19 protein-coding genes and 3 pseudogenes are annotated in these 17,888 nt (G+C 59.2%); 13 read left to right on the top strand and 9 right to left on the bottom strand.

Annotated elements, in window-relative coordinates; genetic code table 11:
* Positions 1–67: 67 nt before the first annotated feature.
* The 3 genes and pseudogenes from ACFSKT_RS00110 to ACFSKT_RS00100 all read left to right on the top strand — a co-directional run bounded on the left by ACFSKT_RS00110 (position 68) and on the right by ACFSKT_RS00100 (position 2,099).
* Entirely contained in the window at positions 68–277 is a 210-nt protein-coding gene (locus tag ACFSKT_RS00110) for a PLDc N-terminal domain-containing protein (RefSeq protein WP_377719790.1), read from the top strand.
* A gap of 107 nt (positions 278–384) precedes the next feature.
* Positions 385–552, top strand: a pseudogene (locus ACFSKT_RS00105) (DUF4025 domain-containing protein); the annotation flags it as partial.
* Positions 553–722: 170 nt separating this feature from the next.
* Positions 723–2,099 (top strand): phosphodiester glycosidase family protein, encoded by a 1,377-nt coding sequence (locus ACFSKT_RS00100; protein WP_377719791.1) that lies wholly within the window; start codon positions 723–725, stop codon positions 2,097–2,099.
* 147 nt (positions 2,100–2,246) lie between these two features.
* On the opposite strand, the gene ACFSKT_RS00095 is transcribed toward ACFSKT_RS00100, so the two are convergent.
* Both ACFSKT_RS00095 and ACFSKT_RS00090 read right to left on the bottom strand, forming a co-directional pair.
* The gene (locus tag ACFSKT_RS00095; RefSeq protein WP_377719792.1) at positions 2,247–2,420 is read right to left on the bottom strand and encodes a hypothetical protein; all 174 of its coding nucleotides are present in this window, start codon (positions 2,418–2,420) and stop codon (positions 2,247–2,249) included.
* Between the two features lie 41 nt (positions 2,421–2,461).
* Positions 2,462–3,535, bottom strand: a complete 1,074-nt coding sequence (locus ACFSKT_RS00090) for a bifunctional 3-deoxy-7-phosphoheptulonate synthase/chorismate mutase (protein WP_377719793.1) — start codon at positions 3,533–3,535, stop codon at positions 2,462–2,464.
* 1,042 nt (positions 3,536–4,577) lie between these two features.
* On the opposite strand from ACFSKT_RS00090, the gene ACFSKT_RS00085 reads away from it, so the two are divergent.
* The 3 genes and pseudogenes from ACFSKT_RS00085 to ACFSKT_RS00075 all read left to right on the top strand — a co-directional run bounded on the left by ACFSKT_RS00085 (position 4,578) and on the right by ACFSKT_RS00075 (position 6,194).
* Positions 4,578–4,793, top strand: coding sequence for a hypothetical protein (locus ACFSKT_RS00085; RefSeq protein ID WP_377776285.1), 216 nt, complete (start codon positions 4,578–4,580; stop codon positions 4,791–4,793).
* An 857-nt stretch (positions 4,794–5,650) separates the two neighbouring features.
* Positions 5,651–5,788: pseudogene (locus tag ACFSKT_RS00080) on the top strand (alpha/beta hydrolase); the annotation flags it as partial.
* Positions 5,789–5,906: 118 nt separating this feature from the next.
* On the top strand, positions 5,907–6,194 hold the full coding sequence (locus ACFSKT_RS00075; RefSeq protein WP_377776284.1) for an alpha/beta hydrolase: 288 nt from the start codon (positions 5,907–5,909) through the stop codon (positions 6,192–6,194).
* Positions 6,195–6,681: 487 nt separating this feature from the next.
* Here the strand turns inward: ACFSKT_RS00075 and ACFSKT_RS00070 are convergent, their stop codons facing one another.
* A complete protein-coding gene (locus tag ACFSKT_RS00070) occupies positions 6,682–6,951 on the bottom strand; it encodes a LysR substrate-binding domain-containing protein (RefSeq protein WP_377776283.1) in 270 nt (89 codons plus the stop codon).
* Positions 6,952–7,119: 168 nt separating this feature from the next.
* Positions 7,120–7,479: a helix-turn-helix domain-containing protein gene (locus tag ACFSKT_RS00065; protein ID WP_377776282.1), complete on the bottom strand. Its 360-nt coding sequence runs from the start codon at positions 7,477–7,479 to the stop codon at positions 7,120–7,122.
* A 410-nt stretch (positions 7,480–7,889) separates the two neighbouring features.
* Between ACFSKT_RS00065 and ACFSKT_RS00060 the strand changes: the two genes are divergently transcribed.
* The 3 genes from ACFSKT_RS00060 (at position 7,890) to ACFSKT_RS00050 (ending at position 10,475) form a co-directional block, all read left to right on the top strand.
* On the top strand, positions 7,890–8,165 hold the full coding sequence (locus ACFSKT_RS00060; RefSeq protein WP_377776281.1) for a hypothetical protein: 276 nt from the start codon (positions 7,890–7,892) through the stop codon (positions 8,163–8,165).
* Positions 8,166–9,484: 1,319 nt separating this feature from the next.
* A complete protein-coding gene (locus tag ACFSKT_RS00055) occupies positions 9,485–9,751 on the top strand; it encodes an ADP-ribosylglycohydrolase family protein (protein ID WP_377776280.1) in 267 nt (88 codons plus the stop codon).
* 490 nt (positions 9,752–10,241) lie between these two features.
* Positions 10,242–10,475 (top strand): hypothetical protein, encoded by a 234-nt coding sequence (locus ACFSKT_RS00050; protein WP_377776279.1) that lies wholly within the window; start codon positions 10,242–10,244, stop codon positions 10,473–10,475.
* Positions 10,476–11,298: 823 nt separating this feature from the next.
* On the opposite strand, the pseudogene ACFSKT_RS00045 reads toward ACFSKT_RS00050, so the two are convergent.
* Positions 11,299–11,556: pseudogene (locus tag ACFSKT_RS00045) on the bottom strand (winged helix-turn-helix transcriptional regulator).
* 460 nt (positions 11,557–12,016) lie between these two features.
* Between ACFSKT_RS00045 and ACFSKT_RS00040 the strand changes: the two are divergent.
* Entirely contained in the window at positions 12,017–12,268 is a 252-nt protein-coding gene (locus ACFSKT_RS00040; protein ID WP_377776278.1) for a hypothetical protein, read from the top strand.
* 839 nt (positions 12,269–13,107) lie between these two features.
* Here the strand turns inward: ACFSKT_RS00040 and ACFSKT_RS00035 are convergent.
* The 3 genes from ACFSKT_RS00035 to ACFSKT_RS00025 form a co-directional block, all read right to left on the bottom strand.
* Positions 13,108–13,500 carry a hypothetical protein gene (locus ACFSKT_RS00035; RefSeq protein WP_377776277.1) on the bottom strand — a complete coding sequence of 131 codons (393 nt, stop codon included), beginning with the start codon at positions 13,498–13,500 and terminating at the stop codon, positions 13,108–13,110.
* 317 nt (positions 13,501–13,817) lie between these two features.
* A complete protein-coding gene (locus ACFSKT_RS00030) occupies positions 13,818–14,066 on the bottom strand; it encodes a hypothetical protein (protein ID WP_377776276.1) in 249 nt (82 codons plus the stop codon).
* A 36-nt stretch (positions 14,067–14,102) separates the two neighbouring features.
* On the bottom strand, positions 14,103–14,270 hold the full coding sequence (locus ACFSKT_RS00025; protein ID WP_377776275.1) for a PucR family transcriptional regulator ligand-binding domain-containing protein: 168 nt from the start codon (positions 14,268–14,270) through the stop codon (positions 14,103–14,105).
* Positions 14,271–14,763: 493 nt separating this feature from the next.
* Here ACFSKT_RS00025 and ACFSKT_RS00020 point away from each other — a divergent pair, with 493 nt between their 5' ends.
* From ACFSKT_RS00020 to ACFSKT_RS00010, 3 genes are all read left to right on the top strand, one after another.
* A complete protein-coding gene (locus ACFSKT_RS00020) occupies positions 14,764–15,075 on the top strand; it encodes an amidohydrolase family protein (protein WP_377776274.1) in 312 nt (103 codons plus the stop codon).
* Positions 15,026–15,391, top strand: coding sequence for a hypothetical protein (locus ACFSKT_RS00015; protein ID WP_377776273.1), 366 nt, complete (start codon positions 15,026–15,028; stop codon positions 15,389–15,391). Before ACFSKT_RS00020 ends, ACFSKT_RS00015 begins: the two co-directional genes overlap by 50 nt.
* 438 nt (positions 15,392–15,829) lie before the next feature.
* Positions 15,830–15,961, top strand: a complete 132-nt coding sequence (locus ACFSKT_RS00010; RefSeq protein WP_377776272.1) for a hypothetical protein — start codon at positions 15,830–15,832, stop codon at positions 15,959–15,961.
* Positions 15,962–16,088: 127 nt separating this feature from the next.
* Here the strand turns inward: ACFSKT_RS00010 and ACFSKT_RS00005 are convergent, their stop codons facing one another.
* Positions 16,089–16,334 carry a hypothetical protein gene (locus ACFSKT_RS00005; RefSeq protein ID WP_377776271.1) on the bottom strand — a complete coding sequence of 82 codons (246 nt, stop codon included), beginning with the start codon at positions 16,332–16,334 and terminating at the stop codon, positions 16,089–16,091.
* Positions 16,335–17,888 lie beyond the last annotated feature (1,554 nt).

Here is a 17,888-nt window from a genome sequence, read left to right as displayed (position 1 = left end):
TAGTAAAAGAATGGTTACCGTATGGCATCGGCGGCGTAGTATTACTTACTAACGCGGATGCGAGGTGATGCAAGTGGAAGGATTCGGTTTGTTCGGGTTAGGCTTATTATTCTTCAGTTTCCTGTTATTCATTATTCATATTATGGTGTGCGTATGGGCGTTCAAGGATGCGCGCAGAAAAGGCAGAAGTCCGGAATTCGCGCTGCTCGTCCTGCTGGCGATTTTATTTTTCCCGATTCTCGGTTTAATCGTGTATGTGCTGATACGCGAAATGTAACACGTACGCCGATCCTTTCTTTCCCGATTTTCTTCGGCTGCAGACGCAAAGAAAACCGGGAAAGGTGGAATGCTATACCGGGCGAGTAATCGCATTCCAACGTCGAAAGGAGACGGCAGGCGATGAGCAAAAAGAACAAAAACGCGTCACAGCTGGAGGGAACCGAGCTGACGCGCGAGCAATTCGAGGACGTGTACAACGCCGGGACAAGCGACGGGATCCAGCAGCTGGCGGACGGCGAAATGAAGATCGAGAACGAAGGCTACGAAAAATAGGAAGCACGCGAAAGGAGCCCGGGCGGAGGGGCTCCTTTTTCTTCGGCGTAAGCATGTCTACAGCAACGAACGCCAACTGCCGAATCGTCGTTGCAGCCTTCACTTTGGACAGCCGAATACCGACAAATAGGTAGAGGTCTATTTAGCTGCAAATGAAGGGGTAATCAGGGATGAAGAAGCACAATCCATGGCGAAGCGGCTTGCTGATTCTCGGGGCGTCCGCGCTGCTCGCGGGCGGCGGCGTAACCGGAACGGGAGCGAGTGCGTCGATCGCGTCGGCTGATACGGCCGCAATCGAGACAAGGCTGTCTTACCCGTCCGCTACGGTAACGACGGCGGCGAATAGCCGCGTGCCGCTCGAGGATCGGCTGATCGCGCCAGCATCGGCCGTTATTGCGTACGCGTCGGGGAATCCGTCGATCGCGAAGGTGAACGAGAAAGGCGTCCTCCTGCCGGTGTCGGTAGGACGAACGACGGTTACCGTGAAGGCGTTCACGGACGCGAGCGTGGCGACCTTGTCGCTTCCGGTCGTCATTACCGCGGCGAAGCCGCTTGCCGTCAAGCCGTCGTACGCGGTACGCTCGGTGAAGGCCGGCGGCCGGACGTTCTCGGTTCGCACGGTGACAGTGCCGAAAGGAACGCCGGTGACGGCGGGGCTGGCGTCGCGTCAAGTGGGCCGCGCGCAAAGCTTGACGGCCATCGCCGCCGCTTATCGGGCGGATACGGCGATCAACGGGACGTTCTTCGAGGCGTACAACGGTGTGCCCGATCCGTACGGCAACGTGATCAGCAACGGCATTCCGGCCCACATCGGCAACACGGGCACGACGATCGGATTCAGATGGGACGGCACGGCGGTTATGGATACACTGCGCCTGGGCATCGCCGGATCGGTCGCGAACGAGAAGGGGCCGAAGAGCTGGTATGCATACTTCCTAAACCGGACGCCGGTGTCGGACACGACGGCAACGCTGTTCACACCGGCGAGAGGAAGCCGGATCGGCTTCGCGGCGGAGACGGCGGTTGTCGTGCAGAATGGCACGGTAGCCCGCATTGCCCGCGGCGAGAACGTCGCGATTCCGTCTGGCGGCTTCGTCCTCGTCTTCGAGGGGAACGAGAGCGGTCAAGCGGCACGCTTCCAAGTCGGCGCGAAGGTGGATTATACGTTCACGTACCGCAGCGACGCCGGCAAGGAGCTGGATTGGTCCGATGTGCATACGGCGATCGGAGCAGGCCCGCGGCTGGTGAAGAATGGCCAAGTCGCGGTCAATCCGGCGGCGGAAGGGTTCAAGGATCCGAAAATCCTTACCGGGGGCGGCGCGCGCAGCGGAATCGCCGTCCTGAAGAACGGCTCGGTCATGCTGGCCACCGTGCCGGGCGCGACGATGAAGCAGTGGGCGCTCATCATGCAGCAGCTTGGCGCTGTGCAGGCCATGAATTTGGACGGGGGCGCTTCTTCGGGGCTCCTGTCCGGCGGGAAGACGGTCACGACGCCAGGCCGGGCGTTAAGCAATGCGCTTTTGTTCGGGTCCAATTTGAAGTGGTAAATCGTACGCGAGGCAGCGGAGGCAGGGAGACCTGTCGCGCTGCCTTTTGCCTTTCTTCTCCAACTAATTTTTCGCCTAAACGCGCAAACGGCAGCGGCCGAGGGGCTTCTCATGCACCCGCCAACCGCTGCCGTACGTTCCGACGTATTATATTAGGCGATAGTCGTCGGTCTTCTCGCCGTCTTCCCAAATTTCCACGAACAGCGCATCCGCGCCTTCCGCGTCCTCGAGCGTCATGGCAAGCGCCCGCTCTTCGTCGCTCCCTACATACACGTTCTCCATGCCGTCTTCCGTGAAGGCGAGCACCACATAAATTTTCATCCTTTACCCTCCTGCTGTAAGCGATGCGAGCATTATATCACTTATTTCATCAAGCCGGAACGAAGAACGTCGTCATAAAAGTCTGTGAATTCAGAAAAATTAAGCTGCTGAGCGGCATCGGACAGCGCGATCGCCGGGTTCGGGTGCACTTCGACCATGACGCCGTCGGCTCCTGCGGCCAGCGCGGCTTTGGCGCACGGGGCCAAAATATCTTTGCGTCCGGTAGAGTGCGTCACGTCGACCAGCACGGGCAGATGGCTTTCCTGTTTCAATATCGGCACGGCGGAAATATCGAGCGTATTGCGGGTTGCCTTCTCGTAGGTGCGGATGCCGCGTTCGATGAGCATGACCTGCGTATTGCCGCGCGAGACGATATATTCCGCCGCATGCAGGAATTCGTCGATGGTCGCGGCCAGTCCGCGTTTGAGCAGGATCGGCTTGCGAACGTCGCCGGCCGCCTTCAGCAGCTCGAAATTCTGCATGTTGCGCGCGCCGATTTGGATGACGTCGATGTAATCGCAGGCGAGCTCGATATGGGCGGGATCGACGATCTCGCTTATCGTCTGGAGGCCGAATTCGTCCGCAACCTCCTTCAGGATCCGCAGCCCTTCCAAGCCGAGTCCTTGGAAATCGTACGGCGACGTACGCGGTTTGAAGGCGCCGCCCCGCATGACTGTGATGCCGGAAGCCTTCAGGTGTGCGGCGACCTCTCGGACCTGCTCGTAGCTCTCGATCGAGCAAGGGCCGGCGATCATCACGGGTTTGCCGCCGCCGACCTCGACCTCGCCGAGCGCGACGACCGTGTTGCGTTCCTGACGCTTACGGCTGACGAGCAGGTGTTTGCCATGATCCTCCTGCTGGATTTTGAGCGAGGCTTGAAAAATCTGCTTGAACAGATGGCGGATCGTATCGTCGTCGAACGGTCCTTTATTCTGGGCGACCAATTCCTTCAGCATCCGCTGCTCGCGCACCGGATCGAATTTGGGCACGCCCTGTCTTTCTTTCTCGGCCCCGATCTCCAACGCGATCTCCGCGCGCTCGCTCAGCATCGTCAGCAGCGCTTGATTGACGCCGTCCAATTGGCGGCGCAGTTTCTCCAGTCGTGTCTCACTCATCTTGCTTCTCTCCTTATGCGTATAAAATAAAAAAGACCTCTCCTCCGCAAGGGACGAGAAGTCGTGGTACCACCCTAATTAGCAGCCCGGGTCCTGTATCTGAATCAGGCGGGGATGCTCACTCAAACCCTTTAACGCAGGGAATACGGACAGTCCTACTGATAACGCGTACGAGACGCCACGCGTACGTTCAGGTGCCGGCTTCGGAGTGAACTTCGGCAGGCGATTTCGCTCGGACGCTCTCAGTCGGCGGCGTTCCGTCCCTGTCTTGCGAAATGAGGCCTGCTTACTCTCTCCATCATCGCCTTTGCGAAGATGTGCAGCAAGTTAAGATGGATTCTATACCATGCGTCAGAAGGGATGCAAGTTCGCGATTTAACGCTAAATTGCTGTATTGTGTTAAAGCGGGCGGAGGGAGCGGGCATAGGCGGCCGGATGTTTGCCCTGCAGGAGCAAGATGAGATTCGGGGAACGTTTCGATCGGAATGGCCTGGAGCCACGCTCGTCTTCCAAGCTTCGGCACGTTATGTTCTCGCGTGAATTCGGCTCGTTAACGCTTCGGCGCAGCTTCGAGAGTTCTGCAACTTGCTGAAAAGTTTGTATCAAAATAATACAAACAATTCCGCATATGTACAGACGCCGGACAAAAAAATGAAAGCGGATTCCATTTCGGTTGAGGCTGCATCGGAAACGATGATCGCATGATGCGATTAATCGGGGTTGGAAATATACGATTTTGTTATTAGGGGCTATGGGCAGGTCTCCATAAAAGGACGGATAGTCGTTGAAAATCAAGGGTCATTCGGTTTTCATCCGAAAGTGCGGAGTCATTTGCGCATGTGCTATTTCGCTTTAACGCAAGAGCGGAAATCCGACCCGTAAACGCGATTTAAAATGACGAAACTCCGCTGTCATCATCCCTATACGCGCCTGTAACGAAAATGTAATCTTGTCCTCGCCAAGAAGCAACAAAAAATGCAAATCAAAGCTGATATACTGAAGCTACGCTTAGGGAGCTAGGCGATAACGGGAGGGATTGTACATGAGCGAATTCGAACAAGAAGAAGTCGTCGCGTCCGAAGTCGAAGCAGCGGAAGAGGAAACTGCAGCGGCCGAGGAAGAAGTCGCGGTAGAAGAAGCGGCCGAAGAGTCGGCTGAAAGAATCGGAAGAATCGGAAGCCGAGGAAGCGGCCGACGAGGAAGAAGCATCCGGGGACGAAAGCGCGTAAGCGGATTCAGAGGCGTCAGCGGAGGATGAGGTGCAGCTTCGGAGGAATCGGAGGAGGCAGCCGACGAGGCCGCCGAAGGAAGGAAGCGGCCGATAATCTTCGTTCGGCTCTATCTTCTCCAACTGAAACATGAACGATCGAAGAGAGGCGTTCCGCTTGCGCGGGAGTCTCTCTTTTGCGGGCAGGATGGCTTGTCCGACGAAGGCGTACGTCCGGAGACGGGGGGAGATGGTCCTCGGACGGTTTCACCGCTTCCAATTTTGGTTACCATGTAAGGGGTAATCGAAAGAGGAAACGGAGGAAATAACATGCGTTTGTGGAAGGTGTGCATGCTTGCGTCGAATTTGGCGCTTGTCATTCTGCTGCTAATTGGCCGACACGAATAGAAGCGGAGAACGATGTGGATTGCCGCAGGATTGAGGTAGGCGCGCTGGCGGTCCTTTGACGATGGAAGGTACAGGTTCCAATTGTTGCCTCCTATCCTTGCGGCCCGTCCTGCTGTGGCTGCGTGGGGAGCAAGCCGCAATCGGGATTCGAAGGGCAGGGGGGGTTTCGCGAAGACGGTCGCCATCTGCTCGCGCCGCTGTTGCTGCTCTCCGGCGCGCCGCGCAGCTGATACCCGTCTTCCAGCGCCCGGGCTGGCCCGGGGCCTTATGCGGTAGGCACCGAGATTGTGCACGCGGTAGGAGCAGCCGGGAAGATCTGCTGGCAAGTCAGCCGGGGACGAAGCGGGAGCTCACATCCAAGTCTGGACCACGGCAGACGATCGGCCAAAGGAAAGCGTATGCCGTTCATTCCAGACGGCCGCCAACAGCTCGTCGGCGTTCGCGGATCGAATGAATTGCCGCAGGTGAGCTGGACTATCTTCGGTACGTGAAGAGTCTTCATACGAGGGAGCGCAGTCCGCCGGGAGGTAGCCGGCTACCCGCTGCTAATCCTGAACCACGGGTACGGCACACGACGAGAACTGCTGCACGTCGAGCAGGCGGAGTCGTTGGCCAGCCGCGGCTATGTCGTGGCGTCGATCGATCATACGTACGGCAATATGGCGACGGTATTCCCGACGACCGCGTCGCGGAATATCGGATCGATACCGATCGGTTCGACGAGTCGGCCGCCTATCGTGATCAGATCGGGAAGGAATGGGCCAACGACATTCTGTTCACGCTGGCGTACATGGAGCAGCAAGCGCGGGCGAGGGTCCGAATCGGAATTTCGCGGGCGTCATCGATACGACGCGGGTGGGCGTGCTCGGACATTCGTTCGGCGGCGCGGCTTCTTACCTCGCGAGCGCGGACGATCGCATCAAAGCGGGGATCGACATGGACGCACGTTGGTCCGGCTTCGAAGGAGGGGAAGCGCTGAACAAGCCGTTCATGTGGGCTCAGCACACTCTCGACTTTCGAGATGTACAAAAAGGGCTGCGTTAGACGAGAGCTCGGGTGCAAGCTGGATGGCTTCGTTCGACGCCGGAGAATACGAGGCCATGGTAAGCTCGCGAAGGCGGAGCTTAGAGAATATTCGCGAAGCTTATGGAACGCCAAGGGCGAAATGCTGGTCCGCAGAGGGGCGGAGCATTACAATTTCACGGACGCGCCCCGCTTGTCGCCGCTGCTCCGAAGACCGCATGACGGGCGCATGAAGGCCGAAAATCCGTCGGCCCGGCTGATCAACGGACGTCGTGGCCGATTTCTTAGACCGACCATTTGAAGGGCGAGCCGGCCGAAGCGAAATTGCTTCAGACCTTACCGGAGCTGGAGAATGTCAAATCGCAATTTCTATCCGAATCTCGCGGGCTGGAGTAGTTGAGGTGGGGTCTCTAACCGCGCGGCCGTAGGGCCCCCGGGGCGAGCATGAGCGATGAATTCACGCAGCGCGCTGCTGACGAACGAATCCTTGGCGTAATAAAGTGGGTCGTCATGCGGCCGTACAGTCGGCAACGGATAGGCGCGAAAGCGTCCCTTCTTCGATATGCTTGCGGATGACGGCAAGAGGCATGAGCGAGATGCCAAGTCCTCGCGGTGACGCCGCCTGTATAGCGTCCGCGTGCCGAAATTCCATCGTAACCGGGTTCGCGAAGTCACCTTTGATCTGACCCAAGCTGAGAAGCAGTCGCGATAAGGAGCAACCGGCGGTAAAGACAAGGATCGGCCATGCGAAGCAAGCCGCGACAACAGATCGTGGCATGGAACGGTGCGTGACGACGAACGAGCTCCTCTTCGAACGTCGGCATGAACTGCAAGCTCTCCGATAGATCGACGCCCGCTGCGAATGAACGCGCCGTCCAAGTCGTAACGAAGCACTTGATCGATGAGGAATTGGTATGACCGGTCGCACGATGGACAGCCGATACGCTCAGACGGTAGCGGCAAATAGTAAGCGGTTAGTAAGACTCGGGAGTCTGACGCGGGCGGCGGTCTGCGTCGGACCGGATCCGCAGCGAGCCGCCGGGTCATCGGATGCGGACAACGCCGAGCGCGCTTCATCCAGGAGACCGACAATCTTATAGCGTAATGCAGCAGCAGCTTGCGGCTGCCCGACAAGTCCATGCCCCGGTTGTGCCGGGTGAACAACGTGGTGCCCAGTTACGATCTCCAGATGGCGGATGCGCGCGGTAATATTGGACTGGACATAGCCGAGCGTCCGAGCGGCATTCGTGACGGAGCCTTTTCGCTTGCTACGGCCTGAAAGATGCGCAAAATCGCCGCTTTCCATGGCAGAGCCCTCCTTACTTATTCAGGTATCACTGCGAAGAGGCGTTATCGTTACCCTTCATTATACCAGAAATGCAAGCCTCCGATACAATGAGACCACGACGACAACCTGGAGGTTTGCGTATGATGCGACTGAATTACACGTTGCTGGTTTTGAGACGGACGTCTTGATGGGCATCGCGATTCCCGATCGGGAAGATGGGCTGGATATGCGCCGCCGTATCCCTGCTGATGGGCGTTCGTACATGCTGGCCGGCGGTATGCTTAGCCATCGGCATGGTTGGGCGGGACACACCTTGCCAAGAGGCATCGAGTGGCTGCGAGTGGCTGCGATCGGCTCTTGCAGACATGTGCGGTGATGGGCTGCGACTTACATAGCATGCATGGATTAGCGCCGCCGAATCTTCGATCTTGACATTCACGAACCCGCTATCGTTTATCGTGCTCGGACGCTGCTCTACGGCGCGCGATACCGGCGCGACAATGGTCGGCGTCATGGTCGGCTTTACCGTGTGGCGATTGCTTTCGGGCCCGGCTCGGCTTTGGTCCGGGACGGCGGTCGGCCTATGCGGCGGACTGCTGTTCGCATGCTCGCCGCTGCTGATCAAACGTTGGGGCGGCCGCTTCAACGTCTACGTGCTCGTGGCGTACCAAATGCTGCTGGCGGGATCGGCCTGCTGCGATTAAGCTTGTTCACCGAACGGATGACGTTTCGCGTTATCCGGCCGTTCCGTGGCTATCGTCGCGTGCAATTGGTCGTCTTCTGTTCCATCCTTAGCTGACCCTCTGCGTTTCGGCGCTCCCAGACGGCCATCACACGGCGAATACGAGCGATTTTTGTTCGGTCCGCTCTTCGGCGTGTTGAGCAGCTGGCTGATGCATCGGCGAACGCTGACCTGGCTGCGGCTGTCACCCAACCCAAACCAACCCACCCACCAACCACACAACAACAAACAAAACACAACACCACCCCCCACCCCCCAACCCCCCCCCCAAACACCAACCCACACACACCCACCCCAAACCCACCCACCCCCAACAAACCCACCACCCCCAGGTGGCACAATGTAAACCGCGCGGGCATTTTTCAGTCAATTGGAAGGACTCGGCGCATGGAAAAAAATCCCCCCCCCCCCCCCGGTTTGCGTTACCTGAATATGGTGTACACCTGAAGGAAAATCAAAGCGCATGCGACTGCGCGTAAACATGGAGAACCATGGGGGAAGCATGCCGCTTATTCAGCAGAACAGCCTGGCGAAGTATTTGATTGCGGTCAAATGCTTTTTATTTTCTACGGAGGGCGCGATAGATACGGATGAAAAAGGCTTTTGTATTGTTTGACGCATGACGACGCTGATTTCTCGGATTCTTCCGACGCCCATGACGAGCAACCGGGTGCCGGTACGGGAGGCGTGTCATTGCGATTCTGCGCTTGAACGAACGGAATCGTGGACACCGGGGCTTGCGATGCAGGCGTCGCCGTGGGGAGGATCCTGTCGGACTTCGACCTGGTCTTCGGCCGGCGTATGGCGACCAGGCAGCTGCGCATGACGAGACGTTCTCGCGGCTGCGCACCGCGGATGGCGTTCCGGGAAAGTGTCGTTGCACCGGAGCGCTTCTCATAGGAGCGGCGGGCGGACTGAGCGCGCAAAAAGGGCGACGACGAACAAGTCGGCATACGAGTCTGCTCGCGCCTTATTGCGGAAGATGGTCGTGACCACCGTGAACGGTATGTGCGGGACGTCATGTCTTCAAAGACGGGCGGCGCTGATCGGCTTCGATCGATCTGGGATTTGTTCGTCGCGGAGTCGCTGTATGGCACCGCGGCGGCGAGGGGAAGTCGGACGCATATGGATTTCCGTATATCGCTTTTAAGGAAGATGGACAACGGTCCTAACAGAGGCGGATGACGGAGCTATGGCGGACGTCATTCATGGGCGAGCGAATGGCGAACGAGACGAGAATCGTATTTAAGACGGCGGACATCCATTTAAAAAGGAGTGAGGATGAGTAAAGTTAGAGACGGAATTCTAGGGTTATGCGTCGGCGACGCCCCCCCACACGGGCTCGGCGCTACCCGTCGAGTTCAGATCCCGACAGGAACTGGAGGAATCGCGCTTACGGACATGATCGGATACGGATCCAACAATCAGCCGGCGGGGAAGTGGTCGGACGATAGCTCGCTGACGTTCGCGCTGATGCAAGAGCCGGGCCGATGCGGGCGGCGTCGATTTGTACGGACGTTGCGGACAATTTTACCGGCTGTTGTATAAATTACGCTGGACGCCGGCCGCCCGCGTATTCGATGTCGGGCAATTTGCCAGGCCCGGGCGATCGAAAGGCTGAAACGATGAGCTGATTCACCCCGAATTGGCGGGCCGGACGCACAGCCGAGAGCAGCAACGGCAACGATCGCTCATGCGGATATGCCGCTTGCTTATGGCGCAAGGTGCCGAGATGGAAGAGCGAATGACGGTAATCGGCCAGGTATTCGCGATCACGCACGGACATGACAGTATCTGTAATCGGGTGTTCCCTTTACGTGGAGAAATCGCCGATCGGTCTATTGGACGGACGGGCCGCTGCACGATGCGATTGCAGGGGCCGTCCGAGACCGTCAACCCGCTTACGGCGAGAATCCCGAGCTTCGTCGATACGATCAGCCATCCTGCAAAGGGGGGCTCCAGGACATCGCGCGCGAGGACATCCAATCTGGCGGATATGTCGTGCATACGCTGGAAGCGCTCTATGGTGTCTGCTTGCATGCATCGTGCTTACCGAGGAAGCCGGTGCTGGAGGCGATTAACTAGGCGGACGATACGGACACGACGGGCGCCGGTTGCGGGCGGTCTGCCGGCACTCATCTACGGCGCCGCGTCAATACCGTCGCATTGGGTAGCGGGACTTGCGCGGCTCGCCACGATATCGAACGCGCTGTGCCGTTCGTTCGAGGCGGGCCGCGTCACCGAGACGCCGACGGCCGGTCAAGCCGACTAATTCATCCGCTTGGGCCATGCTGTGCGGCCGACGGGAGGCGCCACGAGAGGCGAAGAGATGGGAGGGCGGGTTCCATGGAGCTGTACTTTCGAGACAATGTCTTCAATTCCGGTACGACCGCCATATGAATGCGAATCAGATCAGGTGGGCGACACGCGACGATTTGCGGAGTACGTTCGGTTCGTCGCTGGATGTTTGACGGCGCGGGGGGCTCGTCTACAGCGGCGGGTTATTCCGTTCTTCCGGGCAAGCGGACCATCACGGGCGCCGATGGCGCGGAGCGCGGCAGGCTGCGCGCGCGCATGTCTTCACTCTCAAGAAATCGAATACGAGGCGTACGCAGAGGATATCGAATATCGAGGAGGGAGCCTTCTCCAGCGAGTATGAGATTCGCGACGGAACAAGGGCAAGCTGGCGGCGACGTTCGAGAAAGTGAAGCGGCTGGTTTTCCACACGTCGGCCTACCGCTGAGCTGCGAGATGACCGCCGGGATGCCTTCGAATGGGGCCCCGTAAAATTCTCGGCTTGAACGAGATCCAGAAGCGGACAGCCCCCCCCGAAGCTGAATGTGAGCGTGTGGCAGCCGGGGCAAGACCTTCGCGCGGCCCTCTAGTCGCCTTGCGCACGCGCAAAATACCAAGATGACGAAAGGCGGAATCCTATTGCTCTTGTGTAAAATAAAGCCTGCTGCTCGCGCTTATTGGCGCCGCAACAGGCTTTATATGTGTTCGGACTCGCTAGCTCGCCTTAGACTTTGAGCCACAACTGACCTTCTCCAATCCTCGGTATCGAGCAGCACGGCCGAATTGTCCGGATAATTCTTCTACGATGTGGTGTCGCCCCACGCGCACAGGCCGTCCAGGATCGGCTTGGCGACCATCCGTACGGAGTCAGCGAATATTCAACCTTAGGCGTAACTGAATTATAGATTTCCGGGTAATGACGCCGTCATCCTCCACTCCCGCAGCTGTTGAGTCAGCATTTTCTGGTAAATGCCGGGCATGAGCCGCTTCAGCTCGCCCGTGCGGCCGAGTCCCTTGGCAGGTAGCACAATAATAACGACATTCCACTTGCAGACGATAAACCTCCGCGACGCTACGACCGAATGGTATTTATCATGACCGCACCTCCTCTTGCTTCGGCGTTCTTGCGGAACGGCGCGTTCGCGCCTAATGTACTGTTTGTATTTTGCACTTGCAGCCCCAATTCGTCAAGCGATCAGGGCTGGCAGCGTTTCGGGTCTGTGCGTATTTTGCTAGTGCGGCGATATGGGGTAACAATGGTTAAAAAAAAGAAAGCAGGGCGGAGCGTAAATGAAAGTGATCCTACGGGCTACGGGCATGTGGGCGGAAGGCGTCTTGCACGAATGCTTGCGTCATCGGACGTTCGGGAGGTGCTGTCGGTAGGACGGCGTCCCTGCGGCGTGCGGCATTCGAAGCTGATCGAGATCGTGCAGACGATTTGGAAGGACTGGAGGCCCGAATCGCGGAATCGGAACGCAGGCCTATGATGCGTGCTTCTTCTGCTCGGGCATCTCTTCGGTGGGCAAGAGCGAAGCGGAGTATGAACGGCTGACCTACCGGTTGACGATCGATGCCGCGAAGCTGCTCGCCGAAAAAAACGCAACCCGGCATGCGAAGTTCTGCTATGTATTCCGGCGCGGCGAACGGATCGACCGAGAATCGGCAGGGCATGTGGGCACGGTGAAAGGGCAGGACCGAGAAACGCCCTGCTTCGCTTGCCGTTTCGCAGCGCGGTACAGTGTTCCGGCCGGATTATCTGCATCCGATTAAAGGATTAAAACAACGCCCATCGCTATTATCGCTATATCGGCTGGCTGTATCCGCTGCTGCGAATCGTGCTTCCGCAAGCGTCGGGACGCTGAGGAGCTTGCGCGCCATGATCCGCGCCCGCAAGGACGGGTACGACAAATCGATTCTCGAGGTAAAGGATATTCGGCGCCGGCTGGCGAAGTCAGCGGACGGAAAGCGCTTGGATGAATGATGCGGGATATCCGGCAGCCGCTTTTGGGACGGATGCACGGCATAAGCAAGAGCGAATTAGGGATGTCCTGCCGAGTTCATCGGCTCGGGGACGTCCTTTCTTTCATTGCGCGCATTTACGGCCTATACGTGCCTTCGAGCAGCCTGGGGATGCGAGGCGTTCATCACGTCATCCTTTGGAAGGCAACCGGAAGAGCAAGGACTGTCGGTCACCGAACGCAGTGAATCGCCCGTTAGCTGCTTGCATTTGTCCAGCCGGTAAAAATAAAACGGTGTTGCGGTTGAACGAACAGCTGCATTCGCCGTATCCGCGATATTGCAATGGTTATCGAAATACGCCCGAGCGTTCGAAGCAGCTCGAGCCGCATCTTTCTCCTCCAACTGGGTTCAAGCGGCGAAAACGAATCGAGCCGTGAACTCCGAAAGATCGGCTTGCGGCAGCATGCGGAGCAGATCGTTCAACTCCTTCACGCGGTAAAAATGGACGAAATCGGCGCAATTTGGTTCTGGCCGCGCCTGCCGCGTTCAGCGCCTCGACGATTCCTGGTAAGCCCGCGGCAAGCATGAGCGCCGTGTCGGCCGCGTTGCCGATGCCGAACGAGATCGATACCCCGCCTCTGGCGAAGACCTCATTCCCGATTCGCTTCAGCCGCCCGGATAATTCGATTCTGCCTCCAGCGGATCTTGCCGCGGTCTCCGCCGAAGGGAGGAGCATGACAGACCGTCATGCTGGACGAATAGAACGAGGTAAGTCCTTCCGACTTCGCCTCGCGTTTCACCAGTTCATACAGCCGCTCCTTATCGGACGTCCCCGTCTTGGGGCATCGCGGACTGCGGCGGGCCGGCGCAATGCTGATGCAGAGATGAGCGCAACCCTGAAGCCATATTTGCCTCCGCGATGCAGCATTCTGCTCGGAAGCGATTCGGCCGTCCACCACGTCGGCGAAGAAAGTCGACTTATACCGGCGCGACCGCTCTTTGACCGCTGGCGCTTCATGAGCTCGAAGCTGATGACGTTCCACGCTGCTCCGCCGTGAGCGAGCCAGCGCACCGTTCGTCATGCTCTAGGCCGCGAGGTAAGCAGGCAGCCATGCGGCTGATGGTAACGATCGGGGTGACAGACCCACCGCGAAGCCGTTAGGAGGAGGTCGATGGGACGACGGGCTTTCGAGCCTGGCGCGAGCGATGGCAGGCGAGATTGCAGTTCAGCTGACGCGCGCGTATACGCTGCCTTGTTGGAAAATGCTTCGATTGCGCCGATCGCCTCCGAATTGGCCGAGACGAGCAGCACCGGCGCGCCAAGCAGCTCGGCGAAACATCGATCATATCCTGCAGCCCTTTACCCTCCAAGATAATGTCCGAAAATTTGCGGTGCCGCTCCCCCCCAGCGCGCAGCGGCATCTCCTCGTCCGATATCCAAAATCCGGCTCAGCATCTGATGCAGCGCCTCGGCCGAGCGAGCAGTCAGCGACAGCTCCAGGAGCGGAAAAATGAAGCCGATCGGCTTCGGCTTTCGCCTCGGCCGGAATTTCCGTCCAAATACCCGCTTCGTCTTGATCCCAAGCCCCGCGCAGCCGAGCGCGGCCATCTCCTGCACCAGCTTAATCAGAATATCGGCTGGTCCTTAATCGCGGTAGGCGGTCGTCAGCAGCAGTTCGTGCTGCTTGAGATAGTCGAAGATATCCGGGGAATCCATCATATTGACGGACAGGACGGCGCGGCAGATCCCCGCCGGCCCGCGACCGACGCGGGTAATCTCCAACATGGGGATTTCCAGCAAATCAGACAACACATGAAATTCGCCCCCCTCATCAATTCGTCATGTTAGGTAATGTAGCATATGGTCATGGAGATTAGCTAATAGGCTGAAAAAAAACCGATTTTAGTCTACTATAGCCAATGGACAGACGATAACAAATCCTATATGATGAGGGAAATCGAATAATGTCAAAACTTATCTTACATAAAAGAGGCGATCGCCAATGAGCCGTATTCTGATTGTGAACGGAGACTTCTGACGATGAACGAAGAACGAAAGGTCTATGACCCCCGGTTATGTGTACATCGAGCAGGACCGCATCATCGGTGTAGGCGGCATGTCGGACGAACGGTTGGACGGATGGCGTTCCGGCTCCGAACCCCCCACCCCCACCCCCCCCCCCCCCCCCCCCCCAAAACCCCCCCCCCCCCCCCCCCCCCCCCCCCCCCCACCCCCCCACCCCCCCATCCCCAGCCCCCCCCACCCAACATAGACCGCGAGGAGAGGTGACGATCGACGCGAAAGCATGGCCGTCATTCCGGGGCTTGTCAACGGGCACACGCATCTGTTCCAGACGTTCCCTGCGCGGCGTATCGGACGATTACAGCTCTCGGATTGGCTGCGCCAGGTCATATGGCCGGGGTCGCTGGCGATGGAGACGGAGGATTTCCATCTCGCCGCGCTGATCGGCCTGCATCGAGAATCTGAATTCCGGCCCGCGACGACGATCATGGACCATCATTACGTCCATACCGGACGAGGCGAACACGGAAGGCGTGCTGCGGGCGATGGCGGAGACGGGCACGCGGCTACTTGGCCAGAGGCGGGTCGATCTTAGCTACGAGCCCCGGCTGAAGGAGCGAGGCGGATATCTTCTCCCGTACCGACGCGCTGCTGGACCGCTGGAGGGGCGAGGCGTCCTCGCATCGAGATCGCGATGGGCCGCTCAATCTGTACGGCTGCTCGCGGGGCTTCTGGAGAAGGCGGCCCGCTTCAGCGAGGACCGCGGGCTCATTCACCACATTCACGTGGCGGAGACGAGCGACCAGATCCAGAGAACACGCCTAAGCCGGTTCGGGCTGCGCAATTTGGAGCTGGTGGAGGCGGTAGCAAGCTGGTTCCTCGCCACGCAGTGGTGCACCGGCATCTGGTGAACGACGACGAGCTCGAATGTCGCCAAGAGCGGCGCTTCCGTCATCCATTGTCCCGTCTCAACATGTATCTCGCTTCGGGCGTTCGCCCGCGTGCCGGAGATCTGAGCGAGGCATTAACGTGCGCTGGGCACGGACGGTCCGGCAGCAACATGCCAGGATAATCTGGAGGTGCTTAGTTCGCCGCCTGCCGCACAAAGGTCGAGCATCCGATTCCACGCTGCTGCCCGCCATGGAAGTGCTGGAGAGGGCACGCGCGGCGGTTCCCGAGCGCTGGGGCGATAGGCGGAGCTCGGGTCGCTCGCGCCGGGCATGAAAGCCGATTTGCCATCGTGAATCTGCAGAAAGGCACATCGCGCCGGTCCATCGTTATTCATCCGCGCTGTGTACAACGCGAATGGCAATAACGTGCACGCCGTCCTCGTGAACGGGAGCCTTACCTTGGTCGACACAGAACGGCCGCTGCACGGTGGTCGACGAGGAGGAAAATATATCCGGCGTGCCCAGCGCCGGGTCGACGAGCTGCGCGAGAAGCTGTCTAGCGCCTACGCCGTATTCGGCTCGAGGGACTAATCGCCGCTGAAGGGGGAACGGGAGAATGGTGAACAAAGAAAGCTTCCAGACAAGGCGGTCGCCGGACGGTCGAGGCGGTGTTCTTCGCGCTGACGATCCGCGATCGCCCTGCTTGCCGGCGCGCTGATCATGGCGGCGGCCGGCGTCTCGCCTTGGCAGGCCTATCAGTTGATCTGGCAGGCGCGGCGGGCAGCGCCGGCAGCATCAAGGAGACGCTCGTGAAGGCGACGCCGCTGCTCTTCACCGGGCTCAAGCTACAGCTTCGCTTATCGTGCGGGCTGTTCAATATCGGAGCGGAGGGCAGCTGTAATCTCGGCGCCATGACAGGGGCGATGGCCGCGCTGCTGTGCCGCCGCTGCCGATGCTCGTCCATCCTCCGCTCGCGCTGCTGTGCGGATTATACGGGGGCGCCTTGTGGGGCGTGCATCGTGGGCGCGCTGAAAGTCGGACGGGGCGCCAGCGAAATCACAATACGATCATGCTCAACTATGCGCGGATATATCTCATTAGTACGTCGTGACCAGCCCGCTGAAGGAAGCCGGCGGGAGCCTCCCGCAATCGGCGGCGCTGCCGGCAAGCGCGATTCTCCCGCAAGCTGTTCGGCTCGAGGCTGCAATAGGATTTTTCCTTGCGATCGCCGATGACTTAGTGGGAAGTCGTATAGATTCGCAGGTGTCGTGTCCATGGCGGTGCCACATACTCGGCTTCGCGCTCTTCATGACTTGGGGTGGTCCTATTGGTAGGGTGTGGGTCGCGGCGATCGTGCTCTAATTGGCTCCTGAACCGACGACCTGGGGCTACGAGATTCGCTCGGCCGGCCTTGAAACCGCAGGCCGCGGAGGTGATGGGCTTCCCGGTCAAGCGCAATATGCTGCTCGTGATGATGGTGAGCGCGGTCTTGCCGGCTTAGGCGGCTATGTGGAAACGGGGCATTCAGCACGGCTGATGCAGAACCTTCTCGCCGGGCTTCGGTTACGACGGGATCGCGGTCGCGCTGCTCGGCGGCGCGCATCCGATCGGCAACATCGGGTCGGCGCTGCTCTTCGCGGCATGCGCAGCGGCGCCGAACGCGATTGCAGCGGGTCACCGGGGCGTCCACGTCGCTCGTCTACGTCATTCAGGCGATCATGATCATGATGATGCTGTTGCAACCGGTACTGGTTGGGCGGCTATAAGAAGGCGCTGGTCGCGAGGCTGACGCGCGGGCTTCGCAAGACGGGCGCGGCCGCGCGAAACGCGCGGCTCAATCTGACCGAATAGGAGGCGCGAAAGACGTATGGGAGAAGAGAATGTGGATCAGTTACGCGAGGCGGCGGCGATCCGGCTGTCGGTCCCGCTGCTGCTGGCGGCCCTCGTAATGTATTCTGTTCATGTCGGCAGCGGATCTTGAACATCGGGATGGAAGGGATGATGCCTGATTCGGATCGCTTGCGGGGGTGCTCGGCGCGTTCTATAGCGGCAGCGTCTGGATGGGGCTGGCGACCGCGCGATCGTCTGCCAGCCTGTTCGGTCTGCTGTTCGGCTTTCCTGGACCATCACGACGGGCGCCGATCAGGTCATATCAGCTCGCACGGCCATGAATTTGCTCGGCCTCGGGCTCACGACCGTCTTCGGACGCAGTCTGCTCGGAATGGGACTATGAAGCGGTGCAGGTGAGCAAGCTTCCCCCTCGTACGCATTCGCTGCTCGTCGATCTGCCTTGGATAGGTCCGGTGCTATTCGAGCAGAACCGCCGATCACGACGGCGCCTTCTGCTTATCCCGCTTAGCCCGGCTTCCACCGTATCGGACGCCATGGGGATTGCGGTGCGGTCGGTCCGGAGAGAACCGCCGCCGCGGATACGCTCGGCGTGAAGGTGCACCGTCCGCTATGCCTGCTGCTCGATCGGAGGGATACGCCGGCGTTCGCCCGGGAGCGCGCTGTCGCT

The sequence above is a fragment of the Paenibacillus xanthanilyticus genome, assembly GCF_042682185.1.
GTDB classification, from domain to species: domain Bacteria; phylum Bacillota; class Bacilli; order Paenibacillales; family Paenibacillaceae; genus Paenibacillus_Z; species Paenibacillus_Z xanthanilyticus.
The sequence above is the reverse complement of the archived record's forward strand: the minus strand, read 5'-3'. Positions and strand labels throughout refer to the sequence as shown.